The following is a 14177-nucleotide window of genomic DNA, read 5'->3' on the forward strand; positions in this document are numbered from 1 at the left end:
TTATAGTGGCTTTTTTATTACCTTAAGCTTTTATTATTCAATCAAATAAATTTGACAAAAGTTATTAAAGACACGACTATCAACTGAATTAAAATGATCTTGATAAGTTTAACAACAATGATAAAACTTAAGTATTTAGCCCTGCTTTCTAGCTTAGTCCTTACCTCATGCGCAACAGGAGGCCATCATCGCCTTAACACGTCTTTGCAACAATATGTTGGTCAAACCGCAGAACAAGTTCGCAACCAACTTAATCTGAGTCAAATGGGATTCAAAATCATTCAGAAACCTATTCAAACAAGAGAATCTCTTAGCTATATCATTGTGCGTGATATGAATATTCCCATGGGTACGCCCAACATTAGTCACAGTATTTCAATGGGCGCACCAATGCCTACCGCCTCAAATGGTGGATATAACATCGAGATGAAATGTCAGGTATCTTTTAATTTGAAAGAGGAGATTGTCGAATCCATTCATTTCACTGGTCGAGCTTGTTAAACAGAAAGAATCATGTGTGACAAGTTTTCAATGATTAAGTCCAATCTTATCCTAACTACACACTTTTACCGTGTATCAAATCACAACAGTATTTATCCCTGTAATTTGCTTAAACTGATTTTATTTGGTGTGAGGATAACTCATGAAGTTCGCACTAATTTTAGGATGCTGCATCTCTTTTAGTTTACTTACTACCGCATGTACAACTACTTCTCAGACAACTGCTATGCAGCGTGATCTTTATCTAGAGCAATTTATTGGACAAAGTAGTCAGTATATTCAAGCCAATTTAGATTTGACACGTTTAGGTTATCAACAAGTTCAATCTGCTAGTGTGACGCCAAACCGAATCACGTATACGGTTATTCGTCCTATTGCGATTCCACTCTCTATTCCCCAAAGTATTGCAGGATCACAACCCGGAGCTGTTCCAATACAAGTTAATTCCAATCCTGAACGCTACGATGTACATTTACAATGCATCATTGTTTTTACTTTAGAAAATCAAATTGCAAAATCGGTTCATTACACGGGTCGTACTTGCTAAAAATGATTTACTAAAAATCAGATCACAAAAAAACGCAGCTCAAATGGGCTGCGTTTTAAGCAAAGTTGAGGATTAGTTCAAGGCTGTAACCACAGCTTGACCCATTTCAACCGTACCGACTTTGTTCATTCCCTCAGACAAAATATCTGCTGTACGTAAGCCTTGGTCTAGAACCTGACCTACAGCATCTTCAATGGCTTGTGCTGCTGCTTCTTCACGGAAAGTATAACGAAGCATCATTGCAACGGAAAGAATAGTCGCCAAGGGGTTTGCAATGTTTTGACCCGCAATATCTGGTGCAGAACCATGACAAGGCTCATACATGCCTTTACCATTTTCATCAAGTGATGCTGATGGCAACATGCCAATCGAACCTGTCAACATCGCCGCTTCATCTGACAAAATATCACCAAACAAATTTGAGGTTACCATCACATCAAATTGTTTTGGTGCGCGAACCAATTGCATTGCAGCATTATCGACATACATATGCGATAAATGAATATTCGGATATTCTGCTTCTTTCATCGCAGTGACTGTTTGTTTCCAAAGTTCAGTGACTTCAAGTACATTGGCTTTATCTACAGAACAAACTTTGCCACCACGTAGTGTTGCCATTTCAAATGCAACTTTGGCAATACGTTTAATTTCAGATTCTGAGTAAACATCAGTGTTATACCCTTGTTTCTCACCATTTTCCAACTCACGGATACCACGAGGTTGACCAAAATAAATCCCTCCCGTCAATTCACGTACAATCAGAATATCTAACCCAGAGACGATTTCTGGTTTTAAGCTTGAAGCATCGGCAAGTTGTGGGTATAAAATTGCTGGACGAAGATTGGCAAAAAGATTAAGTTCGCTGCGGATTTTAAGTAAACCGCGCTCTGGACGAATCGAACGTTCAATGCTGTCCCATTTAGGCCCACCGACAGCACCGAGTAAAATTGCATCGGCTTTTTTTGCTTGCTCAGCCGTTACCGTTGGATAGGGTTCACCATGGGCGTCAATTGCAGCACCACCCAATAAACCTTGCTCCCAAGTCAAACCTAGATTGAATTTTTCATTAACGCGTGTGAGTACTTGTTCAGCAGCTTTAATAATTTCAGGCCCAATGCCATCACCCGCTAAAATCAAAATATGTTTTGACATGAGATTTTCCATAATAAAAATCAGTCTCTGGACTGATAAAGAATTAAATTTTTCGTTCTACAAACTCACCTAAGCCATTCAGGACATTATAGGGTTTGCAGAAACGCCGAATAGTTTTTTGTTCCTGTTGCAGCTCTACACACAAAGGATCCGGTGCAGAGACATCCAACAAATTCCCTGCATGTTTGATGCGATTACGGTACATTTTAAAAGTGTAGCTTTTTTGAGCACCGAAATTATGAAAGACATGCAAGGTTTCAGCACGATCTGGCGATACAGGATAAAAGCGAATCACCAGTTCATGCTGACCAGCAGGTACAGACAAAGATAAAGGATTGGGATCATTCAAAGATTTGGATTGTAGACGTACAATTCCTTGCTGAATGGCTTCAGAATTTAAACGATGATTGAGAGCATCAACAATTTGAGTTCTGTTGAAACGCTCAAATTCACACTGTTCTGTTCCCGCACAGAAAATCAAAGCATTTAATTTGCTTGATTCTGTTTCTCCGACATTTTTAACCCGCATTGTATCGATAGTTTGGCATGCACTTACTGATGCAACCATCAGGCCAAATACAGCCAATCGAGCGTAAATGTTTATCATTGTTCGAACCTAACCCCTGCCAGTTAAAACCAACTAAATATTTTTATGGATTTGATATTAACAAGAGTTAGGCTCTGATACTACTTAGAGCTAAAACTTCAACGCATTAACCGCGAATTTCTTGGAATACCCACGGGCGTGATTGCTTGGTTTTGGTTTCATAAGCACAAATATCTTCTGAGGCTTGTAAAGTTAAACCAATATCATCTAAACCATTGAGCAAACAATGTTTACGAAATGGATCAACCTCAAATTTAAAAGCGTCACCCTGAGTAGTTCGAACCTCTTGCGCTTCTAGATTAATGGTTAATTGATAACCTTCAGTCGCTGCACATTCTTTAAAAAGCTGATCAACAATGTCTTCCGCCAAAATGACGGGCAACATCCCATTTTTAAAACTGTTATTGAAAAAAATATCGGCATAACTGGGTGCAATCACAGTACGAAAACCATACTCTTCCAAAGCCCAAGGTGCATGTTCACGACTTGAACCACAACCAAAATTGGCTCGTGCCAACAATACAGACGCACCTGCGTAACGTGGTTGGTTCAAAATGAAATCAGGATTAATTGGACGCACTGAATTATCTTGCCCTGGATAACCTTCATCTAGATAACGTAATTCATCAAATAAATTTTCGCCAAAGCCTGTGCGTTTGATCGACTTTAGAAACTGTTTTGGAATAATTAAATCGGTATCGACATTGGCACGGTCTAAAGGTGCAACAATACCTTGTTCAATGGTATAAGCTTTCATATTTTGCTCCTAGTCCCAATTAGAATGAACGAACATCAACGAAATGACCTGCAATCGCTGCGGCAGCAGCCATGGCTGGACTGACTAAATGCGTACGCCCGCCATTGCCCTGACGACCTTCAAAGTTACGGTTCGACGTAGATGCGCAGTGTTCACCTGGCTGTAATTTATCTGCATTCATGGCTAAACACATAGAGCAACCCGGTTCACGCCACTCAAAACCTGCAGCCAAAAAGACTTGATCCAAGCCTTCCGCTTCCGCTTGCTGTTTGACTAAACCAGAACCTGGAACCACCATGGCTTGTTTAATGGAACTGGCCACTTTACGCCCTTGAATCACTTCAGCAGCAGCACGAATATCTTCAATCCTTGAATTGGTACATGAGCCGATAAAGACACGGTCTAATTGAATATCAGCCAAAGCTTGACCTGCATTTAAACCCATATATTGATAAGCACGTGTCCAATCATTACGCTGTACGTCATCTTTGGCTTGTTCTAAAGTAGGTACGGCTTGGGAAACAGGAATGACCATTTCAGGTGAAGTTCCCCAGGACACTTGTGGCTCAATCAGTTCACCCTGCAATACCACTACAGTGTCGAAATGTGCATCTTGATCAGAATGTAAAGTGTTCCAATATTCTACTGCAGCGTCCCATTGTTCACCTGTAGGTGCATAATTACGACCTCTCACGTATTCAATGGTTTTTTCATCGACCGCAACCATTCCAACTCGTGCACCCGCTTCAATCGCCATATTACAGACTGTCATACGTCCTTCAATCGACATATCACGAAACACTTGTCCACCGAATTCGATGGCATGCCCTGTACCACCTGCAGTTCCGATTTTACCAATAATGGCCAAAACCACGTCTTTGGAAGTCACGCCTTGACCTAAAACCCCGTCTACACGAACCAGCATGTTTTTCATTTTCTTTTGCACTAAACACTGAGTTGCCAATACATGTTCAACTTCAGATGTTCCAATGCCATGTGCCAAACAACCAAAAGCACCATGCGTAGCTGTATGTGAGTCACCACAAACCACCGTCATACCGGGTAGAGTTAAACCTTGCTCAGGCCCCACCACATGCGCAATCCCTTGACGAATATCATTAATTTTAAATTCAACGATATTAAAAGCATCACAGTTATCATCTAAGGTTTGTACTTGAATACGTGAAGTCTCATCTTCAATTCCTGCAATACCTTGATCACGCTCCGCTTTTGAGGTCGGTACGTTATGATCAGGCGTCGCAACATTGGCACTTAAACGCCAAGGTTTACGACCCGCAAGTTGCAGACCTTCAAAAGCTTGTGGTGAAGTAACTTCATGTAATAAATGACGGTCGATATAAAGTAAGGCTGAACCATCATCACGTTGTTTAACCAAATGGTCATCCCACAATTTGTCATATAAAGTCTTTGCTTTTTGGGTATTGCCTGCCATGTCGACGCGCTCCATAGAACTGGGTAATGCTTTTATTGAATTTGATTATAACGGTCTATTCACATAAATCTAATTTATCATTTTTATTAGTTTAAAAACTTTTTGGAATAGTTTTTAATCCGAGAATATCCATGAATTCTCAAACTGACCCAGTTATATTTCATAAAAAGTTTCTTCATTCAGACAACTATAAACCGATATGAATCAGCCTATATTTTCATCATGAAAATGCTTAAATTAAAAATAAAAATCTAAAAAAACAAAAGCAGATCAAAGTCTGCCTTTATCTAGATTTTGAACGTTAGATCGATCTATTTTCTTTCACGTGGATTAGATCTTCAATCGCTTTCAGCAACTCTGCTTTGGCTTTACCACAATCGGCGGCAGCTTGATTTTCATCATTCTCATCTTCAGCCAACTCATACACAGCAGTCCGTTTTTCCACTGCACCTTCAAACAGATCGAGAAGATATTTGATATGTTTAATGTCCATGCGCTTCATCCTTAAAAAATCTATTTTTATTCAAAGTTTTTAATTTGAATTTTGACACTGAAATCATTATTCATAAAACCAATCAATAATATAATATTATTCGTTTTTACAAATTAAATAAGACTCATTATTATTTAACTCTATTTTAGAAAAAGAAGGTAGATCTCTGATGGCTCATATTCAAAAATTTATTGATTACAACCAAAAAACGTTAAAAAAGACCCTAAGTTATTACTTCATGCATATTACGATTGCCATGTTGGTGGGTTATTTCGTCACAGGAAATATCTGGATGGCACTGACTTTAAGTTTACTTGAACCGACTGTTCAAGCCTTTGCATTTTTCTTTCACGAAAAAGTTTGGGAAGCCAAAGCATCAAACTCATCACAAAGCAAAACTGAACCGCTACAAAATATTTAAAAGATTCTCGAGATGTTCAAATTTTTCTAAAATATAAACATTTATGTCGAGCATCTTGATTGACTGGAAAATACAAGTTTACATCTGCATACATTTTTTTAATCGGTTTTTGCATGAATTGAACATTTATCTATAAAAATATTTTATAATTATGTGAATTTATCATAACCAGATTATCACTATGAATCTTGCTGCTTTTGAAGCTTTTATTAAAGTCATGGAAACAGGATCTATTTCCATGGCTGCCGATCTGTTGTTTATTACCCAACCAGCGGTCACCAAAAGAATTCACAGCTTAGAAGATTATTTTGGCGTCAAATTATTTGAATCTGCTGGACGCGGAGTTCAAGCGACTCATGCCGCACACTCCCTACTACCCAAAGTTAAAAACTGGCTTAATGAACTGGGTGATATTCACCACACTTTAAGCCATCAACAAGGTCAAGTTCAGGGTAAACTGAAAATTGGCACCAGTCATCATATTGGATTACATCATTTGCCTAGTCATTTACGTGATTATGTACAAACATTTCCAAATGTCACTTTAGATGTTCATTTTGTCGATTCAGAACAGGCCCATGAAAAAGTACTGGCGGGTGATTTGGAACTGGCATTTCTGACGCTACCGCCGCAAGGAGATGATCGGCTCAATTATGTGACCATCTGGAATGATCCATTGGTATTTGTCGCCGCGCCTTTTCACCCTTTGGCACAGCAACACAACTTGAGTCTGCAAGATTTAATTGAATATCCGAGCCTCTTGCCTGCCACTCAGACTTATACCAGTCAAATCACGCTTGCTGAATTTGAAAAACAGGGTTTAAAACCCAAAATCAGTATGAGTAATAATCCACTAGAATCTATCCGTATGCTGGTTTCAATCGGATTGGGTTGGTCGGTTTTACCTAAAACATTAGTTAATCAAGAATTACAACAACTTGATATTGCTGTAGATATGAATCGTGAATTAGGAATGGTTTGGCATCCAGGACGCACTCAGTCTAAAGCTGTTTTAGAATTAATTGAGATGATGAAACTTAAAAGCTAAATCACGACGAGAACAAAATAGCATCACTTTTGAATGCGACTTAAATTTAACGTGTTTAACGATGGGTGGATTCTTCATGTAAGGATTCATTCAGTTGATCAACCACAATCGCCCATTCACCATCCGATTTAATTTTTTCGGCTAAAAACTGACGCTGACTTTCAGTCCAATATTCAGCTTCAGTCATTTTGGTGTGTGCGGGTAACTGATGGGTTGCAATAAATAAGCTAATCGCGGGTTCAGAAGCATCTAAACCCAACTGTTCAAATAAATGCGTCATTCTTGGGCGTAACACACTCATTGTCTTCTCCATTCATGTCGTTCTTCTACTGAACATAACAGTTTTACACTAAAAATGAAGAATAAAACTGTAAGAATGTTATGTACATAATTAAAAGGCAGCATTTTAAGGGCTGTCTTTTTGTAGCTTATTTTAAGATAAGCATGTTCACCTTATAGGGACCAATCCTGAATAACCCAATGCTGTTGTGTTGCAAGTTCAGTCAAACGTTGATCTGGGCATACCGCAATCGCATGATCGGCATACTCTAATAAAAAACGATCATTGAATGAATCCGAATAGGCCCATGATTCTGTCACAGATCGACCCGCAAGCCACTGCTCCAAACGTGCTAATTTACCTTTTTGATAACAGGGAATATTAATCACCTTGCCCGTATATTTGCCATGAATCACTTCAGCCGTAGTCGCAATAATTTCAGTGATTCCAAATTCGCGAAAAATAGGCGCGGTAATAAAGTCTGAAGTGGCCGTTATACCGACCAAGGCATGCCCTTCTGCACGATGCTTTTCAATTGCATTGAAACCTTCAGGACGCATTTGAGGACGAATCACTTTTTTCATAAAGGATTCATGCAAATCGGTTAAATACTCAGCATCATGTTGCGTTAGAAACTCAAATACAAATTCGTTATACGCAATAGGATCAAGTTGACCTGCTTTATAGTCCTCATAAAACTTGTCGTTCATTTGACGATGTCGAATGGGATCGACCAAACCTTCGTTTACTAAAAACTCACCCCATGAATAGTCTGAATCGGTATTTAATAAGGTGTGATCAAGGTCAAATAAAGCCAATTTCATGAAAATACTCGTAAAAACTGAAATTTAAGAAAAAAATTGTAAATCTATCTCCGCTAGTCGATAGAAATTCGTTAAGATCATAGCAATTTTAACATTTTTACACTTTGCTTTTTTCGCGTTGGATACAGAAATATAAGTCCCCGAATGCAGAGTCACAAATTACACAATATTTAGGTAGCCAAATGATCGATTCAGAAGGTTTCCGACCAAATGTCGGGATCATTTTGGCAAACGACTTTGGACAGGTTTTATGGGCAAAACGCATTGGACACAATGCTTGGCAATTTCCACAAGGAGGTATCCAATATGGAGAAACCCCTGAACAGGCACTTTATCGTGAGCTGAGAGAAGAAGTTGGCTTATTGCCCGAACATGTTCAAATTGTAGCACAAACAAAAGGTTGGCTACGCTACCGTTTGCCTCAACGATATATACGCTCGGATTCAGACCCAGTGTGTATCGGACAAAAACAAAAGTGGTTTTTACTTAAACTGACTGCGCCAGTCAAACATATTCAGTTGAATCTGTCTGAGCCTCCAGAGTTTGACCAGTGGCAATGGGTCAGCTACTGGTATCCACTGGGTCAAGTCGTCAATTTTAAACGCGATGTCTACCGAAAAGCGATGGTGGAGCTATGTCACCAGTTGCCTGCGCTTTAGAGATAAAAAAGTTGCATAAATGTGCAGCTTTTTAAAAATTATGTTGTATAAATAAAATAGATTTAGACTTTTTTTTGGAGCAAATTTTTATGTCGAATATGCAACTGGATACCCTAAGACGGATTGTACAAGAAATCAATGCGTCGACCAGTTTGCATGAATCACTCGACATTATGGTCAATCGAGTGGCCAATGCCATGCATGTGGATGTCTGCTCTATTTATTTACTTGATGAACGTAACCAACGTTATTTACTCATGGCTTCTAAAGGTTTAAAACCTGAAGCAGTGGGCCATGTTTCATTGCATACTAGCGAAGGCTTAGTCGGTCTGGTTGGACAACGTGAAGAAATTGTCAACTTAGACAATGCACCTAAACATGAACGCTTTATGTATCTGCCTGAAACTGGAGAAGAGATTTACAACTCTTTTTTAGGCGTTCCTGTCATGTACCGTCGTAAAGTGATGGGTGTTTTAGTGGTTCAAAATAAAGAATCTCATGACTTTAGTGAAGCCGCAGAATCTTTTCTAGTTACCTTATGTGCTCAGCTTTCAGGGGTAATTGCCCATGCACATGCAGTCGGCAATATTGACGTTTTTCGTAAGCCCAATAATCTACCCACCTACAAAACCTTTCAAGGCGTTTCAGGTTCAGGCGGCATTGCCTTAGGTCGTGCCGTCATTCTGTATCCACCTGCTGATTTGGCGTCGGTACCAGACCGTGAAGCAGATGATATTAGTGAAGAATTAGCACTACTTGACCATGCGATTGCTTCGGTTCGGCTAGAAATTCAATCTCTTGATGATAAAATGCAAGACGCCTTAATGGCTGAAGAACGTGCTTTATTTAGTGTGTTCTTGCGTATGTTGGATGAAAATGCGCTGCCTGCTGAAATTAAAGCTGAAATTCGTGATGGTAACTGGGCGCAAGGTGCGGTACGCATTGTCATTGACACGCATATTGCTCTGTTTGCACAGATGGAAGATGATTATTTACGAGAACGCGTGTCCGATCTGAAAGATTTGGGACGGCGTATTTTAGCTTTTCTACAAGAAGCAGATGCCAGTCATCGTGAACTTACCGATGAAAGTATTTTGATTGGCGAAGAAATCTCTACCGCTGCACTGGTTGAATTGCCTGTCGATAAAATTGCGGCTATTGTGACCACCGAAGGCGCGATGAATTCACACATGGTGATTGTAGCCCGTGCATTAGGTATTCCGACCGTCGTAGGAGTAACTGAACTACCAGTAAATGCACTGGATGATGTCGAGATGATTGTCGATGCGCATCAAGGTCGGGTTTTTATTAATCCGCCACGTCGTTTGCGTACCCGCTATAAAGAAATCCAAAAAGAAGAAGAACAAATTGCCAAAGACTTAAAGCAATATGAAACTAAAGATGCTATTACCCCAGATGGGGTTTCAGTCAATCTTTATGTGAATACTGGTTTGATGATTGATGTGGTACGCGGCGTACAACGAGGTGCTAAAGGGGTAGGCTTATATCGCTCCGAAATTCCGTTTATGCTGCGTGACCGTTTCCCAGGTGAAGAAGAGCAACGCGCAATTTACCGTCAACAGCTCAGTCACTTTGCCAACAAACCTGTGGTGATGCGAACTTTAGATATCGGCGCAGACAAAGACCTGCCTTACTTTTCGATTGAAGAGGAAAACTCAGCACTGGGCTGGCGTGGGATCCGATTTACACTAGATCATCCTGAAATTTTTTCTTCACAAATTCGTGCCATGCTTAAAGCGAGTATTGGTTTAAATAACTTGCACATTTTATTACCGATGGTCACCAGTGTCAGTGAAGTTGAAGAAGCATTGTATTTACTTGAACGAGACTGGATTGCAGTCCAAGAAGAAGAGCAAGTTAAAATTACCAAGCCCAAGATCGGGATTATGGTCGAAGTGCCGAGTGTGCTTTTACAAATTGAAGAATTTGCTGAATTGGTGGATTTCTTTTCTGTCGGCTCTAATGACTTAACCCAATATTTATTGGCAGTGGACCGCAATAACCCCCGTGTTGCCAACGTGTATTCACATTTTCATCCTGCGGTACTGCGTGCCTTAACCCGTTTGGTACAACAATGCCACACGTACAATAAGCCTATCAGTATCTGCGGAGAAATGGCGGGAGATCCTTTGGCGGCAATCTTGTTAATGGCGATGGGCTTTAATACCCTTTCAATGAGTTCAAGCAATATTTTGCGTGTTCGCAAAGCCATTTGCCATGTGCCAATGTCAGATGCACAGGTGCAGCTTGCGCATGTATTGAAAATGGATAATCCTTTGGTGGTAAAAAGCTGGATGGAATATTATTTTAAAACCCATGGTTTAGCAGATATGGTGAAGTCTGCCACCCGAATCGTTGGTGCTTAAATTGCGACAAAAATTAAATTAAAAAGTATTAAAGCAAAAGGGCGATAATCATCAGAATATCGCCCTTGTTTATGTTTGCTATAGCCACGTTTTGCATTTTTCTTACGATCTACAAACACCTGACTTTGATTAGCTTCATGCATATGTTTCGCTACAAAATTGTTCAACACAATTTCTGGTTTTTTCTTTTGTTTCGCCATTTTACTCACCTTTTAGGTTCGGTTTTTTGTTGTCTTTTCCACCATCTTGATGGGAAAGCGATCATATACCTTTTCGCGCAATTTACAAGTAGGTTAATGGGGCAGCTGTTCAAAATTTAAAGTCTTTTTAAAATTCACTTTTTAAACTACCTTAAAAATACCTCTCCTTCTTTTTCTTCAGATCTGTATACACAATATTTTAACTTAAGCAGTAAAACTTCGTGCTAATAATCTGGTTACATCAATATCTTGAGGATTTAACATTCCAACCACTTGTCCATGAAAGGGATGATAACGAGACTGGATAAAAGCCTGCGCAACAAAGTCAGGGGCATATCTTTTGAGTAAAACAGCTTGTACTAAAATGACCAAACGACTGACTAAACGACGTGCCATAAATTGTAAATTTTCTGAATTTTGCTGAAATAACATACATAAGGCATCCTGTTCTTGTTGTAGTACAGCTTCTTGTGCCGTTATTTCAGCCAAAGAGGTAAATAAAATGGTGACTGAATCTGGATCATATTGCATGGCACGAAGTACATCTAAACACATGACATTGCCTGAACCTTCCCAAATGCTATTCACTGGAGCTTCTTTAAAAATACGCGCCATGATGCCGTTATTTACATAGCCATTTCCACCAAAAATTTCCATCATTTCGCCACTCAGTTCAACGGTGCGCTTGCAAATCCAAAACTTAGCAGCTGGAATCAAGATGCGTCTCCATGCTTGTGAGAGTTGATCTTCCATTTCGTAACAATGTGCCAAATGAAAACTCAACTGTGTGGCTGCTTCAGCTTCTAAAGCTAAATCGACTAACACGGCTTGCATCAAGGGTTGTTCGGCTAAAGGTTTTCCAAAGGCTTTTCGTTGACGGGTATAGGCAATGCATTGAACCAAGGCTTGACGTAACATTGCGCTACTACCGATGGAACATGTTAGGCGAGTGTAATTTGCCATTTCAATGATCGTGGGAATACCACGTCCTGCTTCACCGATCATCACGCCCCACGCATCCTGAAACTTAACTTCTGAACTGGAATTGCTGCAATTTCCGACTTTATCTTTTAAACGCTGAATCAAGATGCTGTTTTTAGTTCCATCTTCTAACCATCGTGGCACATAAAAGCAAGCCACACCATTCTGCTCAGTTTGTGCAACCACCAAGTGGGCATCTGACATGGGGGCTGAAAAAAACCACTTGTGTCCCGTTAACAAATAAGCATTACCACGCCCTGCTTGCGCAACAGGACGCGCAAGGGTCCGATTGGCCCGTACATCCGAACCGCCTTGCTTTTCAGTCATCCCCATACCCAGCCAAATCGACTTTTTTTGGGCAATGGGGAGATCACGTTCATCATATTCATTACAGAGCAGTTTTTGGCCCAGTTTTGCCCACAGTTCGGGTTCACGTTGTATCAACGGAATACTGCCCAAAGTCATGGCATTGGGGCACAAATTTCCAGCTTCAACTTGTCCACTCAAATAAAAACGTGCTGCCCAATCTACCCATTTACTGGCGGATTGAGTTGCTATAAATGGATGTGCATGCGTATTAAACTGGCGGTTCAAGGCCATCCATTGATGCCAAGCAGGATGAAACTCTAGTACATCTTTACGGTGACCGCGAGCATCGAAACAATGCAAAATTGGTGGATGTCGATTGGCTAAATCGGCATAGTGATAATATTCAGCAGATCCCACCGTTTTTCCCAAATCAGATAACTGCTGCTGATCACTGCTGTTATAACGCATTAAAATTTCTTGTAAGATCAAATCCGTGTTAAACAAATTGTAGTTTTGCTGTTCATCAAACTGATTTGAAATTTGGTGTGTGGTCCATGTCTGCATACTGATTCTCTGTCTTGTTATTTCTGTACTTTCACTTCAGTATAAAGAAAAATGAGAACTAGGATGTTCAGCTTTCAGCTATGAAAATTGCAGCAGCTCAAGTACGTCGAAAGCCACGTCAATCACGTGCCAAAGTAACCCAAGAGGCGCTGATAGACACTTTTGTTCAGCTTTTAGCACAACAATCTGCCGAAACGATTACGATTCGTGCAATCACTGAGGTAGCAGGTGTAGGACTGGGTACTTTTTATGAATATTTTGCTAAAAAACAAGATTTGATTGCCTTGACGATTCATCAACACGTTAAACAAAATGCAATCACACTTAAAACTTATGCACAAAGTCGAATTGAGTTATCCATAGATGAAGAACTTTCTCTTTATTTAAGCCATTTGATTCATTTTCAAATTACGAACATTCAACAGCAGTCTCGAATCTGGTCACAACTTTTTTGTCTTGAACGGCAAATCTCTACGCCTGAGGCCTATCAAAACCACTATAAACTTATGCTCGATCTTTGGAATGGTCTTTTAACGCCATTTATGGCAAATTTAAACATACGGCAACGTTTTGCTTTAAATCTACATCGGATTATTTATGGATTTATTTCTCAGACCCTATTGCTCCATCCAGATTTCAACGCATGGGATACATTAGAACAAGATATTTTAAGCTCAATCCAAGGCTTAATTGCTGAATTGGAGTGCTCCATTTCCACTCTTTAACACCTATTAAAATCTAGGATTTGATTTATCGGATATTCCATTGACCAAGAATAGAATATTCCATTTGTATCTATTTCATTCTGCGCTTAAAGTCTAAATAGATTCTGCTGTTTTTAAAGTCACATTCAGGCGATCTATTCAATTGTTCGACTGAATTTTAAATTGCTTTTTAATGGAATGAGCAACATATTAAAAATGTCATGTTAAAAAGATAAAGTAGGTTAAATCCGAAATTATTTCCTATTTTAAACTTACTGATAACAATGGAG

At 39.6% G+C, this 14177-nt stretch carries 16 protein-coding genes; 7 read left to right on the top strand and 9 right to left on the bottom strand.

Translation table 11 applies throughout. From position 1 onward, the window contains the following. The first annotated feature begins 117 nt into the window (after positions 1 to 117). A complete protein-coding gene (locus GA0116959_RS03415) occupies positions 118 to 501 on the top strand; it encodes a hypothetical protein (protein WP_227552596.1) in 384 nt (127 codons plus the stop codon). Positions 502 to 643: 142 nt separating this feature from the next. Next, positions 644 to 1048: a hypothetical protein gene (locus tag GA0116959_RS03420; RefSeq protein ID WP_092718407.1), complete on the top strand. Its 405-nt coding sequence runs from the start codon at positions 644 to 646 to the stop codon at positions 1046 to 1048. Positions 1049 to 1120: 72 nt separating this feature from the next. Here the strand turns inward: GA0116959_RS03420 and leuB are convergent, their stop codons facing one another. The 5 genes from leuB to GA0116959_RS03445 all read right to left on the bottom strand — a co-directional run bounded on the left by leuB (position 1121) and on the right by GA0116959_RS03445 (position 5510). After that, positions 1121 to 2200: a 3-isopropylmalate dehydrogenase gene (gene leuB, locus GA0116959_RS03425; RefSeq protein ID WP_053578840.1), complete on the bottom strand. Its 1080-nt coding sequence runs from the start codon at positions 2198 to 2200 to the stop codon at positions 1121 to 1123. Between the two features lie 43 nt (positions 2201 to 2243). Beyond that, positions 2244 to 2807, bottom strand: coding sequence for a hypothetical protein (locus GA0116959_RS03430; protein WP_053578841.1), 564 nt, complete (start codon positions 2805 to 2807; stop codon positions 2244 to 2246). Between the two features lie 106 nt (positions 2808 to 2913). Next, on the bottom strand, positions 2914 to 3564 hold the full coding sequence (gene leuD, locus GA0116959_RS03435; protein WP_092718410.1) for a 3-isopropylmalate dehydratase small subunit: 651 nt from the start codon (positions 3562 to 3564) through the stop codon (positions 2914 to 2916). A 19-nt stretch (positions 3565 to 3583) separates the two neighbouring features. Next, positions 3584 to 5017, bottom strand: a complete 1434-nt coding sequence (gene leuC, locus GA0116959_RS03440; RefSeq protein WP_092718414.1) for a 3-isopropylmalate dehydratase large subunit — start codon at positions 5015 to 5017, stop codon at positions 3584 to 3586. A gap of 301 nt (positions 5018 to 5318) precedes the next feature. After that, a complete protein-coding gene (locus tag GA0116959_RS03445) occupies positions 5319 to 5510 on the bottom strand; it encodes a hypothetical protein (RefSeq protein WP_053578844.1) in 192 nt (63 codons plus the stop codon). 169 nt (positions 5511 to 5679) lie between these two features. On the opposite strand from GA0116959_RS03445, the gene GA0116959_RS03450 reads away from it, so the two are divergent. Both GA0116959_RS03450 and GA0116959_RS03455 read left to right on the top strand, forming a co-directional pair. After that, positions 5680 to 5931: a DUF2061 domain-containing protein gene (locus tag GA0116959_RS03450; RefSeq protein WP_092718419.1), complete on the top strand. Its 252-nt coding sequence runs from the start codon at positions 5680 to 5682 to the stop codon at positions 5929 to 5931. A 181-nt stretch (positions 5932 to 6112) separates the two neighbouring features. Then, the gene (locus GA0116959_RS03455) at positions 6113 to 6979 is read left to right on the top strand and encodes a LysR family transcriptional regulator (protein ID WP_053578846.1); all 867 of its coding nucleotides are present in this window, start codon (positions 6113 to 6115) and stop codon (positions 6977 to 6979) included. 55 nt (positions 6980 to 7034) lie between these two features. Here the strand turns inward: GA0116959_RS03455 and GA0116959_RS03460 are convergent, their stop codons facing one another. Beyond that, positions 7035 to 7280, bottom strand: a complete 246-nt coding sequence (locus tag GA0116959_RS03460) for a DUF2789 family protein (RefSeq protein WP_053578847.1) — start codon at positions 7278 to 7280, stop codon at positions 7035 to 7037. 152 nt (positions 7281 to 7432) lie between these two features. After that, positions 7433 to 8083, bottom strand: coding sequence for an HAD family hydrolase (locus GA0116959_RS03465; RefSeq protein ID WP_092718422.1), 651 nt, complete (start codon positions 8081 to 8083; stop codon positions 7433 to 7435). Between the two features lie 182 nt (positions 8084 to 8265). Between GA0116959_RS03465 and GA0116959_RS03470 the strand changes: the two genes are divergently transcribed. Continuing rightward, complete coding sequence (locus tag GA0116959_RS03470) at positions 8266 to 8742, top strand: RNA pyrophosphohydrolase (RefSeq protein WP_053578858.1); 477 nt, start codon at positions 8266 to 8268, stop codon at positions 8740 to 8742. 89 nt (positions 8743 to 8831) lie between these two features. Next, positions 8832 to 11129: a phosphoenolpyruvate--protein phosphotransferase gene (ptsP, locus tag GA0116959_RS03475; RefSeq protein WP_053578859.1), complete on the top strand. Its 2298-nt coding sequence runs from the start codon at positions 8832 to 8834 to the stop codon at positions 11127 to 11129. On the opposite strand, the gene GA0116959_RS03480 is transcribed toward ptsP, so the two are convergent. Next, complete coding sequence (locus GA0116959_RS03480; protein WP_053578860.1) at positions 11126 to 11329, bottom strand: DUF7230 family protein; 204 nt, start codon at positions 11327 to 11329, stop codon at positions 11126 to 11128. The two genes, ptsP and GA0116959_RS03480, sit on opposite strands and share 4 nt — an antisense overlap. Positions 11330 to 11533: 204 nt before the next feature. Beyond that, positions 11534 to 13183 carry an acyl-CoA dehydrogenase family protein gene (locus tag GA0116959_RS03485; protein ID WP_092718424.1) on the bottom strand — a complete coding sequence of 550 codons (1650 nt, stop codon included), beginning with the start codon at positions 13181 to 13183 and terminating at the stop codon, positions 11534 to 11536. Positions 13184 to 13263: 80 nt separating this feature from the next. Here GA0116959_RS03485 and GA0116959_RS03490 point away from each other — a divergent pair, with 80 nt between their 5' ends. Further along, positions 13264 to 13908, top strand: coding sequence for a TetR/AcrR family transcriptional regulator (locus GA0116959_RS03490; protein ID WP_092718427.1), 645 nt, complete (start codon positions 13264 to 13266; stop codon positions 13906 to 13908). The last annotated feature ends 269 nt before the right edge of the window (positions 13909 to 14177 follow it).

Origin of the sequence: Acinetobacter albensis (genome assembly GCF_900095025.1) — a bacterium.
Classification (GTDB): domain Bacteria; phylum Pseudomonadota; class Gammaproteobacteria; order Pseudomonadales; family Moraxellaceae; genus Acinetobacter; species Acinetobacter albensis.

Coding starts and splice junctions, on each gene's coding strand:
- GA0116959_RS03415 (WP_227552596.1), top strand. CDS start 118: ATGATAAAACTTAAGTATTTAGCCCTGCTTTCTAGCTTAGTCCTTACC.
- GA0116959_RS03420 (WP_092718407.1), top strand. CDS start 644: ATGAAGTTCGCACTAATTTTAGGATGCTGCATCTCTTTTAGTTTACTT.
- leuB (WP_053578840.1), bottom strand. CDS start 2,200: ATGTCAAAACATATTTTGATTTTAGCGGGTGATGGCATTGGGCCTGAA.
- GA0116959_RS03430 (WP_053578841.1), bottom strand. CDS start 2,807: ATGATAAACATTTACGCTCGATTGGCTGTATTTGGCCTGATGGTTGCA.
- leuD (WP_092718410.1), bottom strand. CDS start 3,564: ATGAAAGCTTATACCATTGAACAAGGTATTGTTGCACCTTTAGACCGT.
- leuC (WP_092718414.1), bottom strand. CDS start 5,017: ATGGCAGGCAATACCCAAAAAGCAAAGACTTTATATGACAAATTGTGG.
- GA0116959_RS03445 (WP_053578844.1), bottom strand. CDS start 5,510: ATGGACATTAAACATATCAAATATCTTCTCGATCTGTTTGAAGGTGCA.
- GA0116959_RS03450 (WP_092718419.1), top strand. CDS start 5,680: ATGGCTCATATTCAAAAATTTATTGATTACAACCAAAAAACGTTAAAA.
- GA0116959_RS03455 (WP_053578846.1), top strand. CDS start 6,113: ATGAATCTTGCTGCTTTTGAAGCTTTTATTAAAGTCATGGAAACAGGA.
- GA0116959_RS03460 (WP_053578847.1), bottom strand. CDS start 7,280: ATGAGTGTGTTACGCCCAAGAATGACGCATTTATTTGAACAGTTGGGT.
- GA0116959_RS03465 (WP_092718422.1), bottom strand. CDS start 8,083: ATGAAATTGGCTTTATTTGACCTTGATCACACCTTATTAAATACCGAT.
- GA0116959_RS03470 (WP_053578858.1), top strand. CDS start 8,266: ATGATCGATTCAGAAGGTTTCCGACCAAATGTCGGGATCATTTTGGCA.
- ptsP (WP_053578859.1), top strand. CDS start 8,832: ATGTCGAATATGCAACTGGATACCCTAAGACGGATTGTACAAGAAATC.
- GA0116959_RS03480 (WP_053578860.1), bottom strand. CDS start 11,329: ATGGCGAAACAAAAGAAAAAACCAGAAATTGTGTTGAACAATTTTGTA.
- GA0116959_RS03485 (WP_092718424.1), bottom strand. CDS start 13,183: ATGCAGACATGGACCACACACCAAATTTCAAATCAGTTTGATGAACAG.
- GA0116959_RS03490 (WP_092718427.1), top strand. CDS start 13,264: ATGAAAATTGCAGCAGCTCAAGTACGTCGAAAGCCACGTCAATCACGT.